Origin of the sequence: Bradyrhizobium barranii subsp. barranii, from assembly GCF_017565645.3 — a bacterium.
GTDB lineage: Bacteria > Pseudomonadota > Alphaproteobacteria > Rhizobiales > Xanthobacteraceae > Bradyrhizobium > Bradyrhizobium barranii.
Window position 1 is genome coordinate 5,951,559 of sequence record NZ_CP086136.1, and the last position, 19,791, is coordinate 5,971,349.

The 19,791-nt window shown below is 64.2% G+C and carries 21 protein-coding genes, 1 pseudogene and 1 riboswitch; of the genes and pseudogenes, 4 read left to right on the top strand and 18 right to left on the bottom strand.

Annotated features, from left to right (window positions below; genetic code table 11):
• Nucleotides 1–16: 16 nt before the first annotated feature.
• The 7 genes and pseudogenes from J4G43_RS55145 to J4G43_RS28790 form a co-directional block, all read right to left on the bottom strand.
• Nucleotides 17–136 (bottom strand): annotated as a pseudogene (locus tag J4G43_RS55145) (hypothetical protein); the annotation flags it as partial.
• Nucleotides 100–600 (bottom strand): hypothetical protein, encoded by a 501-nt coding sequence (locus J4G43_RS28765; protein WP_225005888.1) that lies wholly within the window; start codon nt 598–600, stop codon nt 100–102. The pseudogene J4G43_RS55145 and the gene J4G43_RS28765, both read right to left, overlap by 37 nt.
• A gap of 114 nt (nt 601–714) precedes the next feature.
• Nucleotides 715–928, bottom strand: a riboswitch (cobalamin riboswitch).
• 75 nt (nt 929–1,003) lie between these two features.
• On the bottom strand, nt 1,004–1,225 hold the full coding sequence (locus J4G43_RS28770) for a hypothetical protein (RefSeq protein WP_208087038.1): 222 nt from the start codon (nt 1,223–1,225) through the stop codon (nt 1,004–1,006).
• Between the two features lie 129 nt (nt 1,226–1,354).
• Nucleotides 1,355–1,612 (bottom strand): hypothetical protein, encoded by a 258-nt coding sequence (locus J4G43_RS28775; protein ID WP_071913574.1) that lies wholly within the window; start codon nt 1,610–1,612, stop codon nt 1,355–1,357.
• Nucleotides 1,613–1,714: 102 nt separating this feature from the next.
• A complete protein-coding gene (locus J4G43_RS28780; RefSeq protein ID WP_063983092.1) occupies nt 1,715–1,927 on the bottom strand; it encodes a hypothetical protein in 213 nt (70 codons plus the stop codon).
• Nucleotides 1,928–2,079: 152 nt separating this feature from the next.
• Nucleotides 2,080–2,256 (bottom strand): hypothetical protein, encoded by a 177-nt coding sequence (locus J4G43_RS28785; RefSeq protein ID WP_166341944.1) that lies wholly within the window; start codon nt 2,254–2,256, stop codon nt 2,080–2,082.
• Between the two features lie 126 nt (nt 2,257–2,382).
• Nucleotides 2,383–4,119 (bottom strand): adenylate/guanylate cyclase domain-containing protein, encoded by a 1,737-nt coding sequence (locus J4G43_RS28790; protein ID WP_208087039.1) that lies wholly within the window; start codon nt 4,117–4,119, stop codon nt 2,383–2,385.
• A 325-nt stretch (nt 4,120–4,444) separates the two neighbouring features.
• Here J4G43_RS28790 and J4G43_RS28795 point away from each other — a divergent pair, with 325 nt between their 5' ends.
• Entirely contained in the window at nt 4,445–6,631 is a 2,187-nt protein-coding gene (locus J4G43_RS28795) for a lytic transglycosylase domain-containing protein (RefSeq protein ID WP_208087040.1), read from the top strand.
• Nucleotides 6,632–6,721: 90 nt separating this feature from the next.
• Here J4G43_RS28795 and J4G43_RS28800 read toward each other — a convergent pair whose 3' ends face one another.
• The 3 genes from J4G43_RS28800 to J4G43_RS28810 are packed head-to-tail and all read right to left on the bottom strand — an operon-like array spanning nt 6,722 to nt 7,676.
• Nucleotides 6,722–7,063 (bottom strand): hypothetical protein, encoded by a 342-nt coding sequence (locus tag J4G43_RS28800; protein WP_223153535.1) that lies wholly within the window; start codon nt 7,061–7,063, stop codon nt 6,722–6,724.
• Nucleotides 7,064–7,092: 29 nt separating this feature from the next.
• Nucleotides 7,093–7,281, bottom strand: coding sequence for a hypothetical protein (locus J4G43_RS28805; RefSeq protein WP_084795121.1), 189 nt, complete (start codon nt 7,279–7,281; stop codon nt 7,093–7,095).
• Nucleotides 7,278–7,676: a hypothetical protein gene (locus J4G43_RS28810; RefSeq protein ID WP_014495024.1), complete on the bottom strand. Its 399-nt coding sequence runs from the start codon at nt 7,674–7,676 to the stop codon at nt 7,278–7,280. Before J4G43_RS28810 ends, J4G43_RS28805 begins: the two co-directional genes overlap by 4 nt.
• 701 nt (nt 7,677–8,377) lie before the next feature.
• On the opposite strand from J4G43_RS28810, the gene J4G43_RS28815 reads away from it, so the two are divergent.
• The 3 genes from J4G43_RS28815 (at nt 8,378) to J4G43_RS28825 (ending at nt 11,952) form a co-directional block, all read left to right on the top strand.
• Entirely contained in the window at nt 8,378–10,804 is a 2,427-nt protein-coding gene (locus J4G43_RS28815) for a PAS domain S-box protein (protein ID WP_208089443.1), read from the top strand.
• Nucleotides 10,801–11,478, top strand: a complete 678-nt coding sequence (locus J4G43_RS28820; protein WP_071913561.1) for a response regulator transcription factor — start codon at nt 10,801–10,803, stop codon at nt 11,476–11,478. Before J4G43_RS28815 ends, J4G43_RS28820 begins: the two co-directional genes overlap by 4 nt.
• Nucleotides 11,479–11,565: 87 nt before the next feature.
• The gene (locus tag J4G43_RS28825) at nt 11,566–11,952 is read left to right on the top strand and encodes a response regulator transcription factor (RefSeq protein WP_208087041.1); all 387 of its coding nucleotides are present in this window, start codon (nt 11,566–11,568) and stop codon (nt 11,950–11,952) included.
• Between the two features lie 79 nt (nt 11,953–12,031).
• On the opposite strand, the gene J4G43_RS28830 is transcribed toward J4G43_RS28825, so the two are convergent.
• The 8 genes from J4G43_RS28830 to J4G43_RS28865 form a co-directional block, all read right to left on the bottom strand.
• Nucleotides 12,032–13,003: a tripartite tricarboxylate transporter substrate binding protein BugD gene (locus J4G43_RS28830; RefSeq protein WP_208087042.1), complete on the bottom strand. Its 972-nt coding sequence runs from the start codon at nt 13,001–13,003 to the stop codon at nt 12,032–12,034.
• A 127-nt stretch (nt 13,004–13,130) separates the two neighbouring features.
• Nucleotides 13,131–14,372 carry a threonine synthase gene (locus J4G43_RS28835; RefSeq protein ID WP_208087043.1) on the bottom strand — a complete coding sequence of 414 codons (1,242 nt, stop codon included), beginning with the start codon at nt 14,370–14,372 and terminating at the stop codon, nt 13,131–13,133.
• A gap of 183 nt (nt 14,373–14,555) precedes the next feature.
• Complete coding sequence (gene lpdA, locus J4G43_RS28840; RefSeq protein WP_208087044.1) at nt 14,556–15,977, bottom strand: dihydrolipoyl dehydrogenase; 1,422 nt, start codon at nt 15,975–15,977, stop codon at nt 14,556–14,558.
• A gap of 17 nt (nt 15,978–15,994) precedes the next feature.
• Nucleotides 15,995–16,228, bottom strand: a complete 234-nt coding sequence (locus J4G43_RS28845) for a hypothetical protein (protein ID WP_014495017.1) — start codon at nt 16,226–16,228, stop codon at nt 15,995–15,997.
• Nucleotides 16,229–16,236: 8 nt separating this feature from the next.
• Nucleotides 16,237–17,571 carry a pyruvate dehydrogenase complex dihydrolipoamide acetyltransferase gene (locus tag J4G43_RS28850; RefSeq protein WP_208087045.1) on the bottom strand — a complete coding sequence of 445 codons (1,335 nt, stop codon included), beginning with the start codon at nt 17,569–17,571 and terminating at the stop codon, nt 16,237–16,239.
• A gap of 57 nt (nt 17,572–17,628) precedes the next feature.
• On the bottom strand, nt 17,629–18,081 hold the full coding sequence (locus tag J4G43_RS28855; RefSeq protein ID WP_208087046.1) for a nucleoside deaminase: 453 nt from the start codon (nt 18,079–18,081) through the stop codon (nt 17,629–17,631).
• 2 nt (nt 18,082–18,083) lie between these two features.
• A complete protein-coding gene (locus tag J4G43_RS28860; protein WP_028149595.1) occupies nt 18,084–18,386 on the bottom strand; it encodes a DUF5076 domain-containing protein in 303 nt (100 codons plus the stop codon).
• Between the two features lie 3 nt (nt 18,387–18,389).
• On the bottom strand, nt 18,390–19,790 hold the full coding sequence (locus J4G43_RS28865; protein ID WP_208087047.1) for a pyruvate dehydrogenase complex E1 component subunit beta: 1,401 nt from the start codon (nt 19,788–19,790) through the stop codon (nt 18,390–18,392).
• Nucleotide 19,791: the final 1 nt, after the last annotated feature.

Genomic DNA, 19,791 nt, shown 5'->3' on the forward strand with positions numbered 1-19,791 from the left:
CGCGCAGGACTTCGATCTGCTGAATGTCGGAGGTGAGCAACTGGCCGAAATCAAACGAACGGTTCGGGTTGCTGGGATCGCTGACGTCGATGCCGTCGATCAGGACCTTGGTGTGGTTGGAATTCGTTCCGCGCATGAAGATCGACGTCTGTCCGCCGGGGCCGCCGGCTGCACGAGGTTGAGGCCAGGAACCGCGCTCAGCGCATCGGATGCGGTCCGGCGCTGATCGCGCTCCATGTCTCTGGCGGTCAGAACCGTCACCGAGCTCGCAACCAGATTGGTCGGAGTGACAACGCCCGTCGGACTGACGACGACCGTCGGAAACAGGTTGGCCGCGGATACCCCGGCAACCGGGGGCGAGGCCGGCACCAGCCCGGGTTTCGGCAGCCGAGCGACGCGCTGCCGCTCGGGCTTGTCCGGCGCAAGCCGCACGACTTGCGGCTTGGCCGCACGCTCGGTCGGCGCGACCTCGACCGGCGGCAGCAGATCGGGCGATGCCGACTGCTGGGCCTGGGCCATGGTCAGATCGAGCGAATACAGGGAAACGAACGCGACAACGCCGGCGCGGAAGCGCCTGGCGGCAAAGACAATACGGGACACTCTTGTAACCTCGGTATGACGTCAGTGGCACGTCACAGCGAACGAGGTTTCACGGCGGAGCGTTCGATTGCTTCGGTGAAGCTAATGTCTGTACTCCCCGACCGACATCTTCGCGTGTGACCACGGCTGACGGCAGGTCTCCTGGCTCGCGGGTCGTTACCTTACGTCGCCTTCCCAGGACCGAGATTCCCAGTGGCATATGACGAAAGATTCACCGCTTACAGTTGCGGGGGCAGCCGTGGCGTTGAGAATATCCCGGTATCGGGAAAACCTCGCACCACGTTCCCTTTTGATCTCCGTGAGGAGAACCGTCACCGGCCAATCTACGGGGCGGGCAAGCGGAGAGTCAATCGGCCGGTTGCATGACGGGCAAAGCACCGCACCGGAGATTGAGCCGGCGCAATCAGGCCGGCTCCCGCTCCGAACGCGTCCTGATCACCGCCCGCTCGCCGGCATCGACGAGCTGGCCGATGCCGGTGCGGCCCGTGAGCGCGCAGCGGATGATGTTCTCGGCAACGGACCTGCGAAAGCAATGGTCCTCTCCGACCGGGCGATTGCGGCAGACCCGATCCAGCGCCAGCTTCATGTTGATCCGGGTGCGGGTGTCGAAATACTCGCTGATCATTTCGCAGGGCCTCGGTGCGTTGATGTCGGAGCGGAAACGCGTCGGCGTAGGCCGGGTTCCAAAAACGGACCGCGCAAGGTGTTGCGCAGAGCTGACTGCGCCCGATCTCTTGGTCCTGTGACGGGCGGGTTACGCCCGCCCTCTTGGCCGCTGGGCCTGAGCCCAAGCCGCGGTGACATCGCGCAGCGGGGCGTCGATGCGCCGGATCGGGGTCAGCTCACCGGAGGCCGAGATGATGGCTGTCTCCTCGCGGCGACAGCGCGGGCATACGAAGCGGACCTCGTGCGGCGACGCCGACCAGCTCGAACGTTTGACGTTGGCCGCCATCGGCCATGCATCGCAATGCGAGCACGACACCAGGAACCGACCGGGATCGAGCATACCCATTCCATAGGACTCCGCGTCCTGCCTGCCCCTTCAATGACTAACCCATGTGAATCGTTCCGGTGCCCGAGCACCCTCAGCGCTAGCTCCAGCCAGCGCCGCCGCTCAGTGGGCACCCTTGAGGGTGCATGACGTGGTGCAGGTGACGGTGTTGCCGTGGTCGCACGCCTTGCAGGCGGCAACGCACTGGTTCATGTCGCGGGGATTGTAGGAGCTGTAGTTCCGCATCGCACAGACCGGGGTCGAGCCGGTGATGTCCTGCTCCTGATTGCAGGCGGCCGTCATGAGCGCGAAGATGAGGACTGCGAGAAGGCGCATGGGATTGCCCTGGTGAGGAGCGGCAAAGCGACGTCAGCGAGATGCGCTGCACCGCAACGGACCTCGGCATTCCCAATGCGAGCAATCATGATCGCGACGCTCGCATCCTCAAAGGAGGCGCGCCAAACATTAAGAACGGATTGCAGGCGGCGTCAGGCCGCGGCCTTGGTCGCGATCGCCTTCCGCATATCCACCGCCAGCTGACGATACTGCTCCGAGAGTCTCAGATAGAACTCGCGCTTGGTGCTGTCGGTGGCGAGCTTGGCAATCAGCTCGCATTCGGCGGTGAGCGTCTCGAACCGTTCCAGCCTGTCATGAAGTTCTGTCATCGGCGTGTCCCCATCAAACGCCACAAGGGACGTCAAACCTAAGCCTGAGAAATAGGTCACGGCGAACATCGTTATCGAGTAGAAACGTTTTTTCCAGCAAGGGCGGTGCAAGCCCAGCAAGAACGGCTATTTCTGCTCCAGCCGCCAGGCACCATCCCAAGCTGCGTCCGGCGGATTGGCCTCGAACTGCGCGATGCGGCCGAGCAGCGTGCGCGAGGGGCCGTCGCCGGGCACCGCTTCGAGCGCTGCATTGAACGCGGCGCGAGCCTCGTCGAAGCGCTGCGCGCGGTAGGCGGCGAGGCCTTCGGCGTAGCGCGCGCGCAAGCTCTCCTGCGGGACGCTGAGCCCGTGCGCCTTGCTCATCACCTCGAAAATGGCCTGCGATGCGCTTTGGCCGGCCACCGCCAGACGATCGATCTCGCGCAGCTCGAGGTTCGAGCCGATCGCGTCCGCCGTCGCCTGCGCGATCAGGATCCGCGTGCCGTAGATCTTGTTGACCAGTTCGAGCCGCGAAGCGAGGTTCACGGCATCGCCCATCACGGTGAAGCTCATCATCAGCTCGGAGCCGATGCTGCCGGTCAGGACCTCGCCGGTGGCAATCCCGATGCGCAGATCGCAAGGGCCTGGCATGGCGCGGATACCGAGCAGGTCAGGCAATTGCTTCTGCAACGCCGGCACCTCATCGGCCATGTCGATGGCGGCGTAGCAGGCGAACAGCGCCGGCTCGTCCTCCTCAATGAAGGGAGGGCCCCAATAGGCCATGATGGCATCGCCGATATATTTGTCGATGACGCCGCGATGGCCCCGGATCGGCGCGGACATCACCGTGAAATAGTGGTTCATCACCTTGACGAGGCCACGCGGGGTCATGCCCTCGCTCATCGAGGTGAAGCCGCTCATGTCGGAGAACATGATGGTCATCACCCGGCGCTGGCCGTCGATGGCAACCTCGGGCCGGTCGATCAGCCCCTGCGCCACCTTGGGATCGATATAGCGGCCAAAGGTCTCGCGGATGCGCTCGTTGTGCCGCAACTGCTCGATCATGCGATTGAAAGCGGCGGCGAGCTCGCCGATCTCGTCCTGGGTCGAGACCGTGATGGTCTTGTCGAAGCGCCCCGCCTCGACCTCGCGGGTGCCGGCGAGCAACAGCCGCACCGGTCGCGTGATGCCACTGGAGACGAGGAGCGCGAAAGCAAATCCGACCACCGCCGCGAGGATGGTGACGATGCCCGAAATGATCATCGCCTGGCGCTGGCGACCGATCACTGTCGCCGTACTGGCGAAGACCTGCTTCAGCATGTCGGCGCGGATCGCGTCGATCTTCTGGTTGAACTGGTCGCGTATGGTGTCGAGATGCTCCAGGGTCCCGCGCGCCTCCGTCATCTGCTTGCCTTCGACCTGCTTGAGGAGTTTTGCGTGGTCCTCATTCATGTCGTGACGCAGCTCGGTGAGAGTGGTTTCGATGCGGGTCTCGATCCGCGCCAGCCCGGCATTGTCGGAAGGCGTCCTCTTGTCGTCGATGATCGCGTTGATGTGCGTGCGCGCGGCCTCGGCTTCCTCGTCGATCTTCCGATCGGCCTCCTCGAATTCGCGCAGGCGCGCCGCATAGGCCTCCTCCTCCGAGGGTGCCTGCATCTTCATCATGACCATCCGCCGCAGCGCCACCGAGCGCTCCAGCGAGCGGATGTTGGCGCGCGCCAGATGGCCGTAGGCCGGAATGTAGCGATCGGTCAGCTCGTCGAGCAGGACGCCGACCTGGCTCGACATCACCATCGAAAGAATCGCGGTGACCAGCATCAGGACGATCAATCCGAGGGCTATCCCGACGATCTTGCGCCTGATCGACTGGTTGAAAAGTGGCATGAGCGGTGGGGGTAAGAGCTGAAAGGACCGGTTGGGAACTCAATACACCGGTTTTGGCGGCGGGAACACGCGCAATCTGGCCCTCGCGACGCCCCTGACCGCGCGCAACCGTCGCGCGAGCCCCATTCGTTAACAAAGGTTGAAGGCATTACCTTTCCGCCATTTCGGAAGTTCCCGAGTTCCCATCGGTATTTTGCCGCATTGTTGAAGGAGCGTGAGGACTGCGAAACGATGTCGTGGCATCGTTTTGGGTGTCGTCTTTGATTCTCAAGCCGCATGTCGTCGCGGACCTTGGTTTGTAGTGGTTTCGCAGGGGGACCATCGAATGAACCAGTGCCTACGCTCGCTCGCGTGTGTCGTTGCCGTGGCCGCATTGGCCCTTCTTCCTGCCGAGTTGGCAGCGAAGAGCAGTCACAAATCGTCGGCGTCAAAGAAAACGCATGAGACGAAAGCCGGCGGCAAGCAGCGTCACGCTGCCGCGAAGTCGCGCCACGGCAAGCATGCCGACGCCAAGCGCAAGCCCAAGAAGGACGACGAGCCCTTGGACAAGCCGGCGCCGCCGCCGCTCACCGGCGACCTCGCCGCGCTGAAGGACGCCATCGATCTCGCGCGCAAGGGCAAGACCGACGATGCGAGCGCCGCGCGCGACCGCATTGCCGATCCGGCCGGACAGAAGCTCGCCGACTGGTTCCTGCTGCGCCATTCCGAGAGCACGGCACCCTTCAAGCGCTACGCCGCCTTCCTCGCCGCCAATCCGGACTGGCCGAGCAGCGCCCTACTCCGCCGCCGCGCCGAAGCGCGGCTGTGGCAGGAGAAGAGCGGCGCGGCGGCCGTGCACAAGTTCACGATGGACCGGCCGACCAGCGCCAAGGGCAAGTTCGCGCTCGCCCGCGTGCTCCTGAGTGAAGGCGACAATGACAGGGCTACGCGCCTGGTGCGCGAGGCCTGGCGCACGGACGAATTGTCCGAGCGCAGCGAGGAGGATTCCTACGAGGCGTTCCGCGATCTCCTGACCGCTGACGATCATCGCGCCCGCATGGACAAGCGCCTCGGCGCCAAGGACTACGCCGGTGCAAGGCGCGCCGCAAAACGGCTTGGCGAAGACGCGCTCGCGATCGTCAAGGCCTGCTCGGCGGTCACCGGCAAGGCCAACAAGGCCAAGGATTATCTCGAGGACGTCTCGACCGAAGCACGCCGCGATCTCGGCTATGTCCTGTGCCGCGCGCAGTGGCATCTCCAGAACGACCGCATCGACGACGCCGCCGAGTTGATCCTGGCCGCCGCGCCCGACACGATGGCGGCCCAGGACACCGATGCCTGGTGGCGCGAGCGCCGCCTGCTCGCGCGAAAGCTTCTCGACCAGGGCAAGTTCAAGACCGCCTACGACGTGGTGCGCGCGGCGGCGGTGCCCGTGATGGAAGTCTATCGCGTCGACTACCACTTCATGTGCGGCTGGATTGCGCTGCGCTATCTCGACGATCCCAAGGCGGCCATGGTGCATTTCGCCGCGATCGATGAAGGCTCGGCCAATCCGATCGCACTGTCGCGGGCGCATTACTGGCGCGGCCGCGCGGCCGAGGCGATGGGGGCGACGGCGGATGCGCGCATGAGCTATCAGGCCGCCGCGCGCTATCCGACCGCCTATTACGGCCAGCTCGCACGCGCCAGGCTCGGCGTCGACGGGATCGAGCTGCGCCCGCCCTCGCCCGTGCTGGCCGCGGCCGATACACAGCCCGCGGACGAGCGCGTCCGCGCTGCCGAGATGCTCTACGGCATCGGCGAGCGCGACATGGTGTTCTATTACGCCGAGGATTTTGCCAAAGAGAGCACCGACGTCGCAGCGCTGGAAGCGCTCGGCGAGCTCGCCGGCCGGCGCAACGATGCGCGCGTGATGCTGGAGGTCGGCAAGTCGGCGCTGGCGCGCGGGCTTGCGCTCGACCATTACGCCTTCCCGACCATCGGCATTCCCGAGCACAAGCAGGTCGCGCCCGCGATCGAGACCAGCGTGATCTATTCGGTGGCACGCACCGAAAGCTCGTTCGACCAACGCGACAAGTCTGCCGCCAACGCGGTCGGGCTGATGCAGGTGACCCCGGAGGCGGGACGCGATACCGCAAAGCGCTTTGGCCTGACCTATGACTGGGACAGGATGGTGTCCGATCCCGTCTATAACACCCAGATGGGTGCGGCCGAGCTCAGCGCGCTGCTGTCGGAATATCGCGGCGACCAGATCATGACCTTCGCCGGCTACAATGCCGGCCGCGGCCGGGTGCGCGAATGGGTGCAGGCGCGCGGCGACCCGCGCGACCCCAAGGTCGATCCGGTCGACTGGGTCGAGCGCATCCCGCTGTCGGAGACACGCAACTACGTCCAGCGCGTGATGGAGAATGTGCTGGTCTACCGCGCCCGGTTCGAGGGCAGTGGCACGGCCACGGCGAAGTCCGAGCAACGCGTCACGACGCACGAAGTCAGCGCGGCACCCACGGCAGCGGCCGCAGCCGCCGCGCCCTAGCTTCGCAACGCCGGGGCTGGACGCGGCGCGAAGCTGGATGCAGTGACTGCGGCCGCCGACTCTGCGCGGCCCGCATCGTTAGGCTAGCCGTCACCTCCTTCCGTGGTCAGAAGGTTCGTGCGCGCGCAGAAATGCTTCCGTCAGCGCGCCCGAGAGCGCGCCGAATTGCATCATCCAGCTCCAGCTCGAAATGGCCGCTAACACCGTGACCATCTCGAGCGAACTGCGGTAAGGCCAGAGCGCTTCCATGCTCGTCTGCTGATACCGGCGGTAGCAATCATACTCGCAGTACTGCCGTTGCGTGGACACATGCCGGACGTAGCTCGAGCCCAGCGGCCGGGCGCACGCGCTGCAGGTGACGCCATGGCGCGGTTGGTCCTGGTTGACGAGCATGAATTTCAACGTCCTGTCCTCCCCTGCCAGCAGCTGCATCGGCCCATGCGCCTCGCCCACCCGTCAGCTCAAGACGCCGCTTGCGCTCGCCTCTCGATCAACGGCGCCGCTTCGTGATGGAGCGCGTAACACTCGTAGCCGCAATAGGGCAGCAGCGTCTTCGCGTCGCGCAGATAGCCGCCGCTGATCTCCTCGCAGCACCATAGACAGAATGTCTTGCGGAAAGGGGTCCTGCCGTTCACCAATATGAATCTCACGTGGCACCTCCCAACGCGAAGCAGTAGACCGTGTCGACCAGAGAGGCGGACGGCGGCGGCGCGCAAAGATGGTTGCGGCCGTCGGGATTGTCCCTGTTTCGCTCGACCTTCTGGGATGGAATGAGGATGTACTTCCCGTCCTCCCGGCGCCGCGCGTAGATCCGGCCGTCGACATATCGCACCTCGGTCGGGTAGCAATCCGCGCTGTTGCAGCAGCTGAGCACGGGATTATCGGGCATGTGCCAGCTGGAATAGAACTTCTCGTGCAGGAGCTGATCCTGGAGTGGATGATGACGATGTGCACCATCCTGTCCGAGCTCGTCGGCCTTCACTCCCGTTACCAACGGAAGCGGCAGCGCGATCATCAAGAGGAGCTTGCAAGCACGGTTCAGCACGCAGCCTCCGGTTCAGAATTGCCGAATGGAGCCGATCGAAGGGCTAATCCTCATGCCGCCTGAAATCGAAACAACCATCGGCGGTCGCGTTCGCGGCGCGCCCTGAAGCGATCGAGACATTTTCTGGAGCACAGCGGCGCTCGCCACGAATAATATCGGATCAGGCCAAACTTGCCGCTACAGACAGCGCAAGCTTTTACGGCAGGGCCACGCTCGGAGTGTTCAGGCGTATCGCACATCATGCTCTCCTCCCGGCTCTCATGGGCGTGGCTTCGCGCGTACGCTGACGCCCGACCATCCACGCTCGTTACTGAAATGCGGCCTCTCAATCGCGACCAGCCAATCGTGCAGCAGGTCGGGCAATGGACGCGGAGCCATCAGCAGCACATCGAGCTAATCGCCGGCTTGTGGCCTTGCACATCGCGTCCCTTCGATGGTTGTGAGACTAGTCCGCATGCAACGGACGACTCAATTGTACGGAGGTAAATGTGCGCTATGACTTGGGATGCGCGAGCTATACGTAGGTTTGTCCCGTAGTTTTCCGGGCCTTCGCCGCACCTTCGCAACGAGACGGCGCAAGGCCGGCAGGCTGCACGGCTGCCGCGAGTTTCGGCGCGGAGTCTACTTTGGTCGGAGGGAATTGCTCCCCTGATTGCAAAGTGCTCTACTTGCTTCGACCCCTGCGAGCCGGGACGCCCGCGATGATGCCTGGCCAAATCGCGAAATTTGGTAATTCGGCCGCACAATTGCTGCTCGGCGGCCTCGCGGCGCTTCGATCTTTCGGCACCGGCGAGAAGGACAGTTCCGCGGTCGGTGATGACTCGCGACAGGACATCGTCGATCTACGCGACGCCGTGAAGCAGTGGCGCGAGGTGTTCGAGCATAATCCGGTCATGTATTTCATGGTCGATCCGGCCGGGACGGTGCTCAACGTGAACACGTTTGGCGCCGCACAGTTGGGTTACACGGCGACCGAGTTGACCGGCCAATCCGTGCTGAACGTCTTTTTCGAGGAAGACCGCGACTTCGTCCGTCAATGCGTAGGGTTGTGCCTGGAAACCGTGGACCAGTCGCACACCTGGGAGATTCGCAAGATCCGCAAAGACGGCTCGGTTCTCTGGGTCCGTGAAAACGCCAAGGCGATGCTGCGCGGCGACGGCACGCCGGTCGTGCTGGTCGCCTGCGAAAACATCACCCAGCGCAAGGAGGCGGAGGATGCGCTGCGGCAGAGCGAGGCCTACCTCGCCCAGGCTCAGGAACTGAGCCGCACGGGCAGCTTCGGCTTGAGCCCCGCGACCGACGAGATCTTCTGGTCGAGGGAAACCTTTCGCATTTTCCAATGTGCCCCGGCCATGCAGCCGAACCTGAGCTTCGTTTTTCAGCGCATCCATCCCGAGGACCGCGATGCGGTCCGCAAGACCCTTGATCGAGCCTTCCGCGAAGCGGAGGATTTCGACCATGAATATCGCCTGTTGATGCCGGATGGATCCATCAAATATCTCCATTCCGTGGCACGCGCGGTGAGACGTGCATCCGGGCGCATCGAGTTCGCCGGCGCTGTCACCGATGTCACGATTGCAAAGGAAACAGAGAAGAGGCTGCGCCGCAGTGAGGCCTATCTGGCCGAAGCCCAGCGCCTCAGCCATACGAGCAGCTGGGCCTGGGACGTGCGTCGTCAGGAGTTTGCCTACCGATCGGCTGAGCTCTACCGCCTGTTCGGATTTGAGCCGGACCAGATCGATGTCCCGGCGCGGGCTTTCCAGCAACGGATCCTCGCCGATGACTTTCGACGAATTGCCGACGTGGAACGTCGCGCAATCCATCAGGGGGAGCCCTTCGAAATCGACTTTCGGATTGCGCGTCCGGACGGTTCGATACGACGTGTCCATACGGAGGGACATCCTGTGAAAGGCGGCGATGGCGATGTGATGGAAATCATCGGCACGCACGTGGACGTCACCGAGCAGTTCGCCGCAAAAGAAGCACTGCAAAAGGCCTTTGACGAGCTCAAGCAATCCGAGCAGCGCTTCCGCGACTATGCCGAAACCGCATCGGACTGGTTTTGGGAGACCGGACCGGATCACCGCATCACCCGGATATCGGAACACGCCGACACGGCCAGTCCGGTGCCGACGGGCTTGATCGGGCTGACCCGTTGGGACATTCCGCCCGATGCCGAGTTCGAGCCCGAGAAGTGGGAGCAGCATCGCGCGGCGCTCGATGCCCACCTTCCGTTCCGCGACCTGGTTTACCGCAGCAGGGATCGCAACGGATCTCAGATTTACGTGCGCACCAGCGGCAAGCCCTTCCATGACGAGAATGGTAACTTTCTCGGCTATAGGGGCGTCAGCAGCGATGTGACGGCGGCAATCCGCACCGAGCAGGCCGAAGATGCCCTGCGCAAAGCGCAAGCCGAGCTCGCTCATGTCACGCGCATCACGACGCTCGGCGAGCTCACCGCCTCGATTGCCCACGAAATCAACCAGCCTCTCGCCGCCGTCATTTCCAATGCCGACGCCTGTATCGGTTGGCTCGGCCGCGACCCGGCCGATCTCGACGCTGCGCGCCGTTCCGTCGAATGGATCGTCGAGGACGCCAATCGGGCCAGCGAGGTGATCCGCCGGATCCGGGCGCTCGCGAAAAAGACCGAAATCGAGATGGTCCCAGTCGACATCAATCAGGTCGTGAGGGAGGTGATGGCCCTCGTTCGGCGCGAGCTCGCTACCCATGCCGTGTCGGTGCGGATGGAGTTGTCGTCGGGCCTGCCCAACATTTGCGGCGATCGGATCCAGCTCCAGCAGGTGCTGATCAACCTCGTCATGAACGGGATCGAAGCCATGCAAGCCAATGTCGAGCTCCCGCGCGAGCTGGCAATTCGCTCCAGTCGGGACGGCGACGAGCACCTGCTTCTTACCGTGACGGATCGCGGTCTCGGCCTTGACGGCGACGTGACAGACCGCATGTTCATGCCGTTCTTCACCACAAAGTCGAGCGGCCTGGGGATGGGACTATCGATCTGCCGATCGATCATCGAGGCTCACGCGGGCCGGCTTTCGGCATTCCCAAATGAGGGGAGCGGTGCAACATTCCAGATTGCCCTGCCCTTCCCACACGAGGCCGCGTCGTGACCGACCACGCCAAGCCAACGCAGGCACAGGCACAGGCGGGGGCCGATGATCCGATCGTCCTGATCGTCGATGACGATCCGTCGATGCGGCGGGCGCTCACCAATCTCTTCCAATCGGTCGGCCTCAGGGTGGAGGCCTTCGGCTCGGCGGCGGAGGTCATGGAAGCCAAGCCGCCGGGGGTCCCCAGTTGCCTCGTGCTCGACATCCGCCTGCCCGGCTCGAGCGGCTTCGACCTCCAGGCGGACCTCGTGAAGGCCGACATTCGCACGCCTATCATCTTCATCACCGGTCATGGCGATATCCCTATGACGGTCCGGGCCATGAAGAGTGGCGCCATCGATTTTTTGACCAAGCCGGTGCGCGACCAGGACATGCTGGACGCAGTCCAGGCTGCGATCGAACGGGATCGCAAGCGGCGCGATGCCGAGAAGTCGGTCTCAAGCGTGCGCGCTCGCTTTGAAGGCCTGACGGCGCGTCAGCGCGACATTCTCGCCCTGGTTGCGTCCGGCCTGATGAACAAGCAAGTCGCTGCCGAGCTTGGATTGGCTGAGATTACCGTCAAGATCTATCGCGGGCAGATCATGCGGAAAATGGGTGCGAAGTCATTGGCCGATCTCGTCAGAATGACCGAGGTGCTCGGAATTCCACGCCCGGGGGGAAAGGTGCAAACCTAAGTATGCTTTCCAAGGTCGCTCCGGGGGCCCATTTTCCGATGGGCGGCTGCGCCGCGCGCGGCCGCTCCCCGATCAGGAGCGATCATCTTGTCAGTCCCTTCGGTCATTTCCGTCATTGACGATGATCCATCCGTCCGCCTTGCGACCAACAATCTGCTGACGTCGCGGGGATACACCGTCTACATCTTTGGCTCCGCTCTCGAATTTCTCCAGTCGGCCGAACTGAGGACGACGTCCTGCGTGATCGCGGATGTGCAGATGTCGGTCATGAGCGGCGTTGATCTCCTGATGCATATGCGCGGCCTCGGTCACCGCACGCCGTTTATCTTCATGACCGCCTTTCCCGACGATGCCGTGCGCGACCGCGCGCTGAAAGCTGGCGCCATCTGCTTTCTCGCGAAGCCATTTTCCACGCCGGCTCTGATCAATTGTCTGGAGACGGCCCTGTCGAAGCACAGCGAAGCCAAGACGTAACGCGGCGCCGCGTGAACCTGATTGTTCCACAGGGTGCGGCCACTTGACGTTGTGGCCCCATCCGAAGAGGCAATCCGCCTCAATCCACCTTGATGTCGGCGGCCTTGATAATCGGCCACCATTTTGCGATTTCCGCCTTCTGGCGCGCGCCGAGCGCTTCGGGCGTGAGCTGATCCTTGGGCGTCATCTCGAGGCCCTGGCTCTCGAGCTGCTTCTTCACGGCGGGATCGTTCAGCGCTTCCACGGCGGCCGCATTGAGCTTGGTGACGATCTCCTTCGGCGTGCCCTTCGGCCCCCACAGGCCCGACCACAACGTCATGTTGAAGCCTTTAAGCCCCGCCTCGGCGGCCGTCGGAATGTCCGGCGCCGACGAGAGCCGCTTGTCGTCGGTAATGGCATAGGCGCGGATCGTGCCGGCGCGGACCTGGTTGATGGAGTTGGAGGTCTGATCGATGATGACGTCGATCTGGCCGGCGATGAGATCGTTCAGCGCGGGAGCCGTGCCGCGATACGGCACATATTGCAGCTTGATGCCGCTGACGCTCTCGAAATAGACACCGGCGATATGGCTGCCGGAGCCCGCGCCGGCGGTGCCGGCGGTCGGCGGCGACGGCCGCGACTTCAGCCACTCGATGAGCTCCTTCAACGAGGTCGCGGGCACCGCGTTCTTGCTCACCACGATCATCGGATTGCTCGGCAGCAGCACCACCGGCTCGAGATCGGCGACGAGGTCGTATTTGAGCTTGTAGACGGCGCCGTTGGCAACATGGGTGCCGAGATGGCCGAAGGAGATGGTGTAGCCGTCCGGCGCCGATTGCACGGCGCGACCGACGCCGATCGAGCCGCCCGCGCCCGTGACATTCTCGATCACCAGCGGCTGGCCGAGCGTCACCCGCATGCGCTCGGCGAGCACGCGCGCCATCGCATCCGACGGGCCGCCGGCGGCAAAGGGAACGATGACGGTGATGGGATGCGAGGGATAGTCGTCGGCGCGCGCGGCGCCGGTCACAGCGAGAATACCGAACAGCCCAGCCCAGATGGCCTTCTTCATTGTCTTCTCCCCAGCGATGTCTTTGTTGTTTTTTGTGCCCTCCCGCGTACGGGAAGAGGGATCGGTCGTGAAGAGACGAAATGACGCGCCAGAGCGCGATCATCGCGCTCCGGCGGTCTGGTCGTGCCTAGAACTGCGTGTAGTCGATCGGCTTGTGGCGATCGAGCGTGCGGGTCACCGGCGGCAGCGGGTATTTCAGGCCAGTCGCGCAGTTGAACAGCATCACGCGGTCGGTCTTGCTGACGCGGCCGTCGGCAAGGCTGTCCTTGTAGGCGGCGTAGGTCGCGGCGCCCTCGGGACAGAGCAGCAGCCCCTCCTCGCGCGCGACCTCGTTCAGCGCCGACGAGATCTTGTCGTCGTCGACCGCGATGGCAAAACCCTTGCTCTGACGCACCGCGCGCAGGATCAGGAAGTCGCCGATCGCCTGCGGCACGCGGATGCCCGACGCAATCGTGTGGGCGTCTTCCCAGCGCGTCGCATGCTCGGTGCCGGCGTCATAGGCCCGCACCATCGGCGCGCAGCCCGACGCCTGCACCGCGACCATGCGCGGGCGCTTGGAGCCGATGAACCCGATCTTCTCCAGCTCGTCGAAAGCCTTCCACATGCCGATCAGGCCGGTGCCGCCGCCGGTCGGATAGAAGATCACGTCGGGCACGTCCCAGCCGAGCTGCTCGGCGAGCTCCAGGCCCATCGTCTTCTTGCCCTCGATGCGGTACGGCTCTTTGAGCGTAGACGTGTCGAACCAGCCGACTTTCGCCTTACCTTCGCCGACGATCTTGCCGCAATCGTCGATATAGCCGTTGACGCGATAGACGGTCGCGCCCTGAAGCTCGATCTCGCTGACGTTCACCTCGGGCGTGTCGGCCGGGCAGAAGATCGTGGTCTTGATGCCGCAGGAGGTCGCGTAGGCCGCGAGCGCCGCGCCGGCATTGCCGTTGGTCGGCATCGCCATGTGCTTGATACCGAGCGCCTTGCCCATCGACACCGCCATCACGAGGCCGCGCGCCTTGAACGAGCCGGTCGGCAGGCGTCCCTCGTCCTTGACGATGATCTCGCCGCCGCCAAGCTTGGCGCCGAGCTTCGGCAGCCGGATCAGCGGCGTGGTGACCTCGCCGAGCGAGACGATGTCCTTGCATTTGCGCACGGGCAAGAGTTCGCGGTAGCGCCACATGTCGCCGGGACGCTGGGCAAGCGCGTCCTTGGTCAGCGCCTTCCTCACGCCCGCGAGGTCGTAGCGCACCAAAAGCGGCTTGCCGGCCTTGGAGAGATTGTGGACCTGGTCGGCAGCGTAATGATCGCCCTCCATCGCGCATTCCAGGTGCGTGACGAAGGTCGGGCGTTCGATGGTGAGATTGTCGTTATCGTGCATGGGTTGACCCCTCTTGTTGTTCTGCTTGGTTGCTATTGAACTCGTCACCCTGAGGTGCCGGAGCGAAGCGGAGGCCTCGAAGGGCGACGAGCCCGGCTGCTGCATCTCGGCCGTTCACCCTTCGAGGCTCGCTTTGCTCGCACCTCAGGATGACGGATCGGGCACGGCGCCGCCGTCCAATCCTCAAATATTCAAAACCCTTCCATACGCATCGAGCACGGCTTCCTTCATCATCTCCGACAGGGTCGGATGCGGGAACACCGTGTGCATCAGCTCTTCTTCGGTCGTCTCCAGATTCATCGCGACGACGTAGCCCTGGATCAGCTCGGTGACTTCAGCACCGACCATATGGGCGCCGAGGAGCTGACCGGTCTTCTTGTCGAAGATCACCTTGACCAGGCCCTGATCCTCGCCCAGCGCAATCGCCTTGCCGTTGCCAACGAAGGGGAAACGGCCGACGCGGATCTCTCGGCCGCTTTCCTTGGCCTTGGCTTCGGTGAGGCCGACAGAGGCGACCTGCGGCTGGCAATAGGTGCAGCCCGGGATCAGGTTCTTGTCCATGGGATGCGGATGCAGGCCCTTGATGGCCTCAACGCAGATCACGCCCTCATGCTCGGCCTTGTGCGCCAGCATCGGGGGACCGGCGACGTCGCCGATGGCGTAGATGCCGGGGACGTTGGTCTTGCCGTAGCCGTCGATGACGATACAGCCGCGGTCGGTCTTCACGCCGAGCTTTTCCAGGCCGAGATTCTCGATATTGCCGACGACGCCGACCGCCGAGATCACGCGCTCGAACTCGGTGGTGACGGGCTTGCCCTTGCCGTCGTCGATGGTGGCGACGACGCTGTCGGCCTTCTTCTCCAGCTTCGTGACCTTGGTCGAGGACATGATCTTGATGCCCTGCTTTTCCAGACGCTTGCGGGCAAGGCCTGCGATCTCGGCGTCCTCGACGGGCAGGATCTGCGGCAGCACCTCGACCACGGTGACCTCGGAGCCCATGGTGTGGAAGAACGAGGCGAACTCGATGCCGATCGCGCCGGAGCCGACGACCAAGAGCGACTTCGGCATTTTCTCCGGCACCATCGCTTCAAAATAGGTCCAGATCAGCTTCTTGTCAGGCTCGAGCCCGGGCAGCACGCGCGGCCGCGCGCCGGTTGCAATAATGATGTGCTTGGCCTGGTAAGCCCCCTCGCCCAGCGCGCCCTTCGGGCCCTCGACGTCGGACTTCTTCACGGTCACCTTGCCGGGCGCGTCGATCGAGGCCGCGCCCCAGATCACGCTGACCTTGTTCTTCTTCATCAGGAAGCCGACGCCGTCGTTCAGCCGCTTCGAGACGCCGCGCGAACGCTGCACCACCGCCTTCGGGTCGAACGAGACCTTCTCCGCCGACAGGCCGTAATCCTTGGCGTGCTGCATGTAGTGGTAGATCTCGGCGGAGCGTAAGAGCGCCTTGGTCGGGATGCAGCCCCAGTTCAGGCAGATGCCGCCGAGATAGGACTTCTCGACGATCGCGACCTTGAGGCCGAGCTGGGCGGCGCGGATCGCGGTGACATAGCCGCCGGGGCCGGAGCCGATGATGATGACGTCGAAGGATGTATCGGCCATGGCGGCTCCCGTTCAACTCAAGCGGTCGTTGCGCCGCGGGCGCGGCGATTGCGGATGTAGGTTCTGATCAGCCATTCCGAGAGAATGGCGGCCGCCATGACGGCGAAGATGGTGAGCGCGATCGGCGCCCAGATGTTGCGCGACAGCGCCTCGCCGGCGAAGAAGGCGGAGTCAACGATGTCGCGGCCGAGCGGGCTGAGCGTGAGGATCAGCGAGACCAGCATCGAGATCCAGGGCCAGCGCGTCGTCATGCGCCATCTCAGACCATCATCATGACGGGATTTTCGATCAGCTGCTTGAAGGCGCCGATCAGCTCAGCGCCGAGCGCACCGTCGATGGCGCGGTGATCGCACGAGAGCGTCACGCTCATCATGTTCGCGATCTCGATCTTGCCGCCACGCACCACGGGACGCTCCTCGCTGGTGCCGACCGCGAGGATCGTGGCGTGCGGCGGGTTGATCACGGCGGTAAAATGGCTGATGCCGAACATGCCGAGGTTGGAGACCGCGGTGGTGCCGCCCTGGTATTCCTCGGGCTTCAGCTTGCGCGAGCGGGCGCGCGCGGCAAAATCCTTCATCTCGTTGGAGATGGTGGAGAGCGTCTTGGTCTCTGCCTTGCGGATGATCGGCGTGATCAGGCCACCGGGCATCGCCACGGCAACACCGACATCGGAATGGTGGTGCTTGACCATGCCGCTTTCAGTCCAGCTGACGTTGCAGTTCGGGATCCTCTGGAGCGCAACGGCCATCGCCTTGATGACGAAGTCGTTGACCGAGATCTTGTAGAGCGGCTTCTTCTCCTTGTCCTTGGGAGCAGCCGCATTGATCTCCTCGCGCGCGGCGAGCAGCTTGCCGATGTCGCAGTCGATGGTGAGGTAGAAGTGCGGGACGTTCTGGATCGACGCAGTCAGGCGCTGCGCGATCGTGCGGCGCATGCCGTCATGCGGGACGATCTCGTAGGAGCCGGGCTCGAACAGCGACAGGATCTGCTTGTCCGACATGGTCGGCGCGATCGAGGGCGCCCCGGACGGCGCAGCGGCAGGCGCCCTCAGGCCCTTGCCGGACTTGGCCTGCTCGACGTCACGCGCGACCACGCGGCCGTGCGGGCCGGTACCGGTCACCATCGACACATCGATGCCGGCGTCCTTGGCGAGACGGCGCGCAAGCGGCGATGAGAACACGCGGCCGCCATGGCCGTTGCTCTGCGGCGCCGGTGCAGCGGCAGGCGGCGGCGCAGCCTTGGGCGCGGCAGGCGCAGCTGCGGGAGCCGGCGCGGCGGCGGGCGCTTCAGCAGCTTTCGGAGGTGCGGCCGAGGCGCTGGGCTTGGCGGCACCAGCCGCCTTCACGTCCTCGCCTTCGCCGGCGAGCACGGCGATCACGTCGTTGACCGGGACGTCCTGCGTGCCCTCGGGCACGAGGATCTTGGCGATCGTGCCTTCGTCGATCGCCTCGACCTCCATGGTCGCCTTGTCGGTCTCGATCTCGGCGATGACATCGCCGGATTTGACCTTGTCGCCTTCCTTCTTCAGCCACTTGGCGAGGTTGCCCTTCTCCATTGTCGGCGAGAGAGCGGGCATCAGGATGTTGATGGGCATGCTGACCTCAAGAAGAACTTTGCAATACGTCGTCTCCGACAGCGAAGACGACCAGGTTTAGTTGCCGATGTCGCCCTGCCACAGGCGCTCGTTGGCAGGGATGGAACGCCAATTCTTCATCATGGTGATGGAGCGGTCGTCGGCAAGGTCGATCCAGGGGATGCCGAACTTGTCGAGGATGTCCTTGGAGCCCGGGAAGGTGACGGATTCTCCGATCACCACCAGCTTCACCTTGAACAGAGCGAGTGCGCCAGCGCACATCGAGCATGGCGACAGCGTGGTGTACATGACGGTGTCGTGGAACGAGATCACGCCGGCTTCGCGCAGGCAGCTCATCTCGCCGTGGAGGATGACGTTCTTTTCCTGCACGCGGTTGTTGTGGCCGCGGGCAATGATCTCGTTGCCGCGCGTCAGCACGGCGCCGATCGGCAGGCCGCCCTGCGCGATCGAGGCATCCGCCTCGCGGATCGCCTCCAGCATGAAATCGAAATGATGGGCTTCGATCGCCACGATCAGTGCCCCTTCCCGCGCGGTGTCGTCGTGCCCGTATCGGTCGGCCGTTCAATCTCCGCCTGGAACATCTCGAGGATCCGGCTCAGCGCATCCTCCTCGGTGTATTCGCTCTCACGCGCATAGGCGCGCGCCGCGTGACGGGCGAGATCGACGAGCAGGAGGCCCCACATGTCGGGCTCCTCGAAGGCGCGCTGGAACGCCATCGACAACCCGCCGTCCAGCACGAATACGCGCAGGATCTCGACCGCATCGTCGCGGGCGAGGACGTCGGGTGGCAATGGCTGCTCCTTCGGGCCCGCCATGATCTACCTGTAGCAGACGGCTTTGGCGGCCTCGACCACTTCGGCTGCCGACGGCAGCGCGAGCTTCTCCAGGTTCGCGGCATAGGGCATCGGGACGTCCTTGCCGGAGACGCGCGCGACCGGCGCATCCAGATAGTCGAAGGCGTTCTCCATGATGCGCGCGGCGATCTCGGCGCCGACGCCGCTCTGCGCCCAGCCCTCTTCCACCGTGACCGCACGGCCGGTCTTCTTGACCGAGTTGACGATGGTCTCGGTGTCCATCGGCCGCAGCGTGCGCAGGTCGATCACCTCGGCCTCGATACCGTCCTTGGCGAGTTCGTCGGCGGCTTTCAGCGCATAGGTCATGCCGTTCGACCAGGAGATGATGGTGACATGGCCGCCCGAGCGCACGATGCGCGCCTTGCCGATCGGGATCACGAAGTCATCGAGCTTCGGCACTTCGCCGGTATGGCCGTAGAGCACCTCGTTCTCGAGGAAGATCACCGGATTGGGATCGCGGATCGCGGCCTTGAGCAGGCCCTTGTAGTCCGCTGCGGAGAACGGCGCGACCACCTTGAGACCCGGGACGTTGGAATACCAGGACGAGTAGTCCTGGCTGTGCTGGGCGGCGACACGCGCGGCGGCGCCGTTGGGCCCGCGGAACACGATCGAGCAGCCCATCTGGCCGCCGGACATGTAGAGCGTCTTGGCCGCTGAGTTGATGATCTGGTCGATCGCCTGCATGGCAAAGTTGAAGGTCATGAACTCAACGATCGGCTTCAGCCCGGTCATGGCAGCGCCGACGCCGATGCCGGCAAAGCCGTGTTCGGTGATCGGCGTGTCGATGACGCGCTTGGCGCCGAATTCCTGCAACAGGCCCTGGGTCACTTTGTAGGCGCCCTGATATTCAGCGACTTCCTCGCCCATCACGAAGACGTCGGCGTCGCGGCGCATTTCTTCGGCCATGGCGTCGCGCAACGCTTCGCGGATGGTCTGCGTCACCATCGCGGTGCCGGCGGGCACTTCCGGATCGGGCTCGGCAACGGCCTGAGGGGCAGCCGCGGCCCTCGGCGCCGAGATCATCGGCTTGCCTTCGCCGACCGGCGAGCGGGATTCGGCGACTTCCTGCGCGACGCTCGGCGGCGGCGCGGCCGGCGCCTTGGCGAGATCGGCGGCCGTCTCGCCATCGGCGAGGATGGTCGCGATCGGCGTGTTCACCGCGACGTCGGCGGTGCCCTCGGGGATCAGGATCTTGCCGAGCGTGCCCTCATCGGTCGCCTCGACCTCCATGGTCGCCTTGTCGGTCTCGATCTCGGCGATGACGTCGCCGGACTTGATCGTCTCGCCCTCTTTCTTCAGCCACTTGGCAAGGTTGCCCTTCTCCATCGTGGGCGACAACGCGGGCATCAGCACTTGAATTGGCATA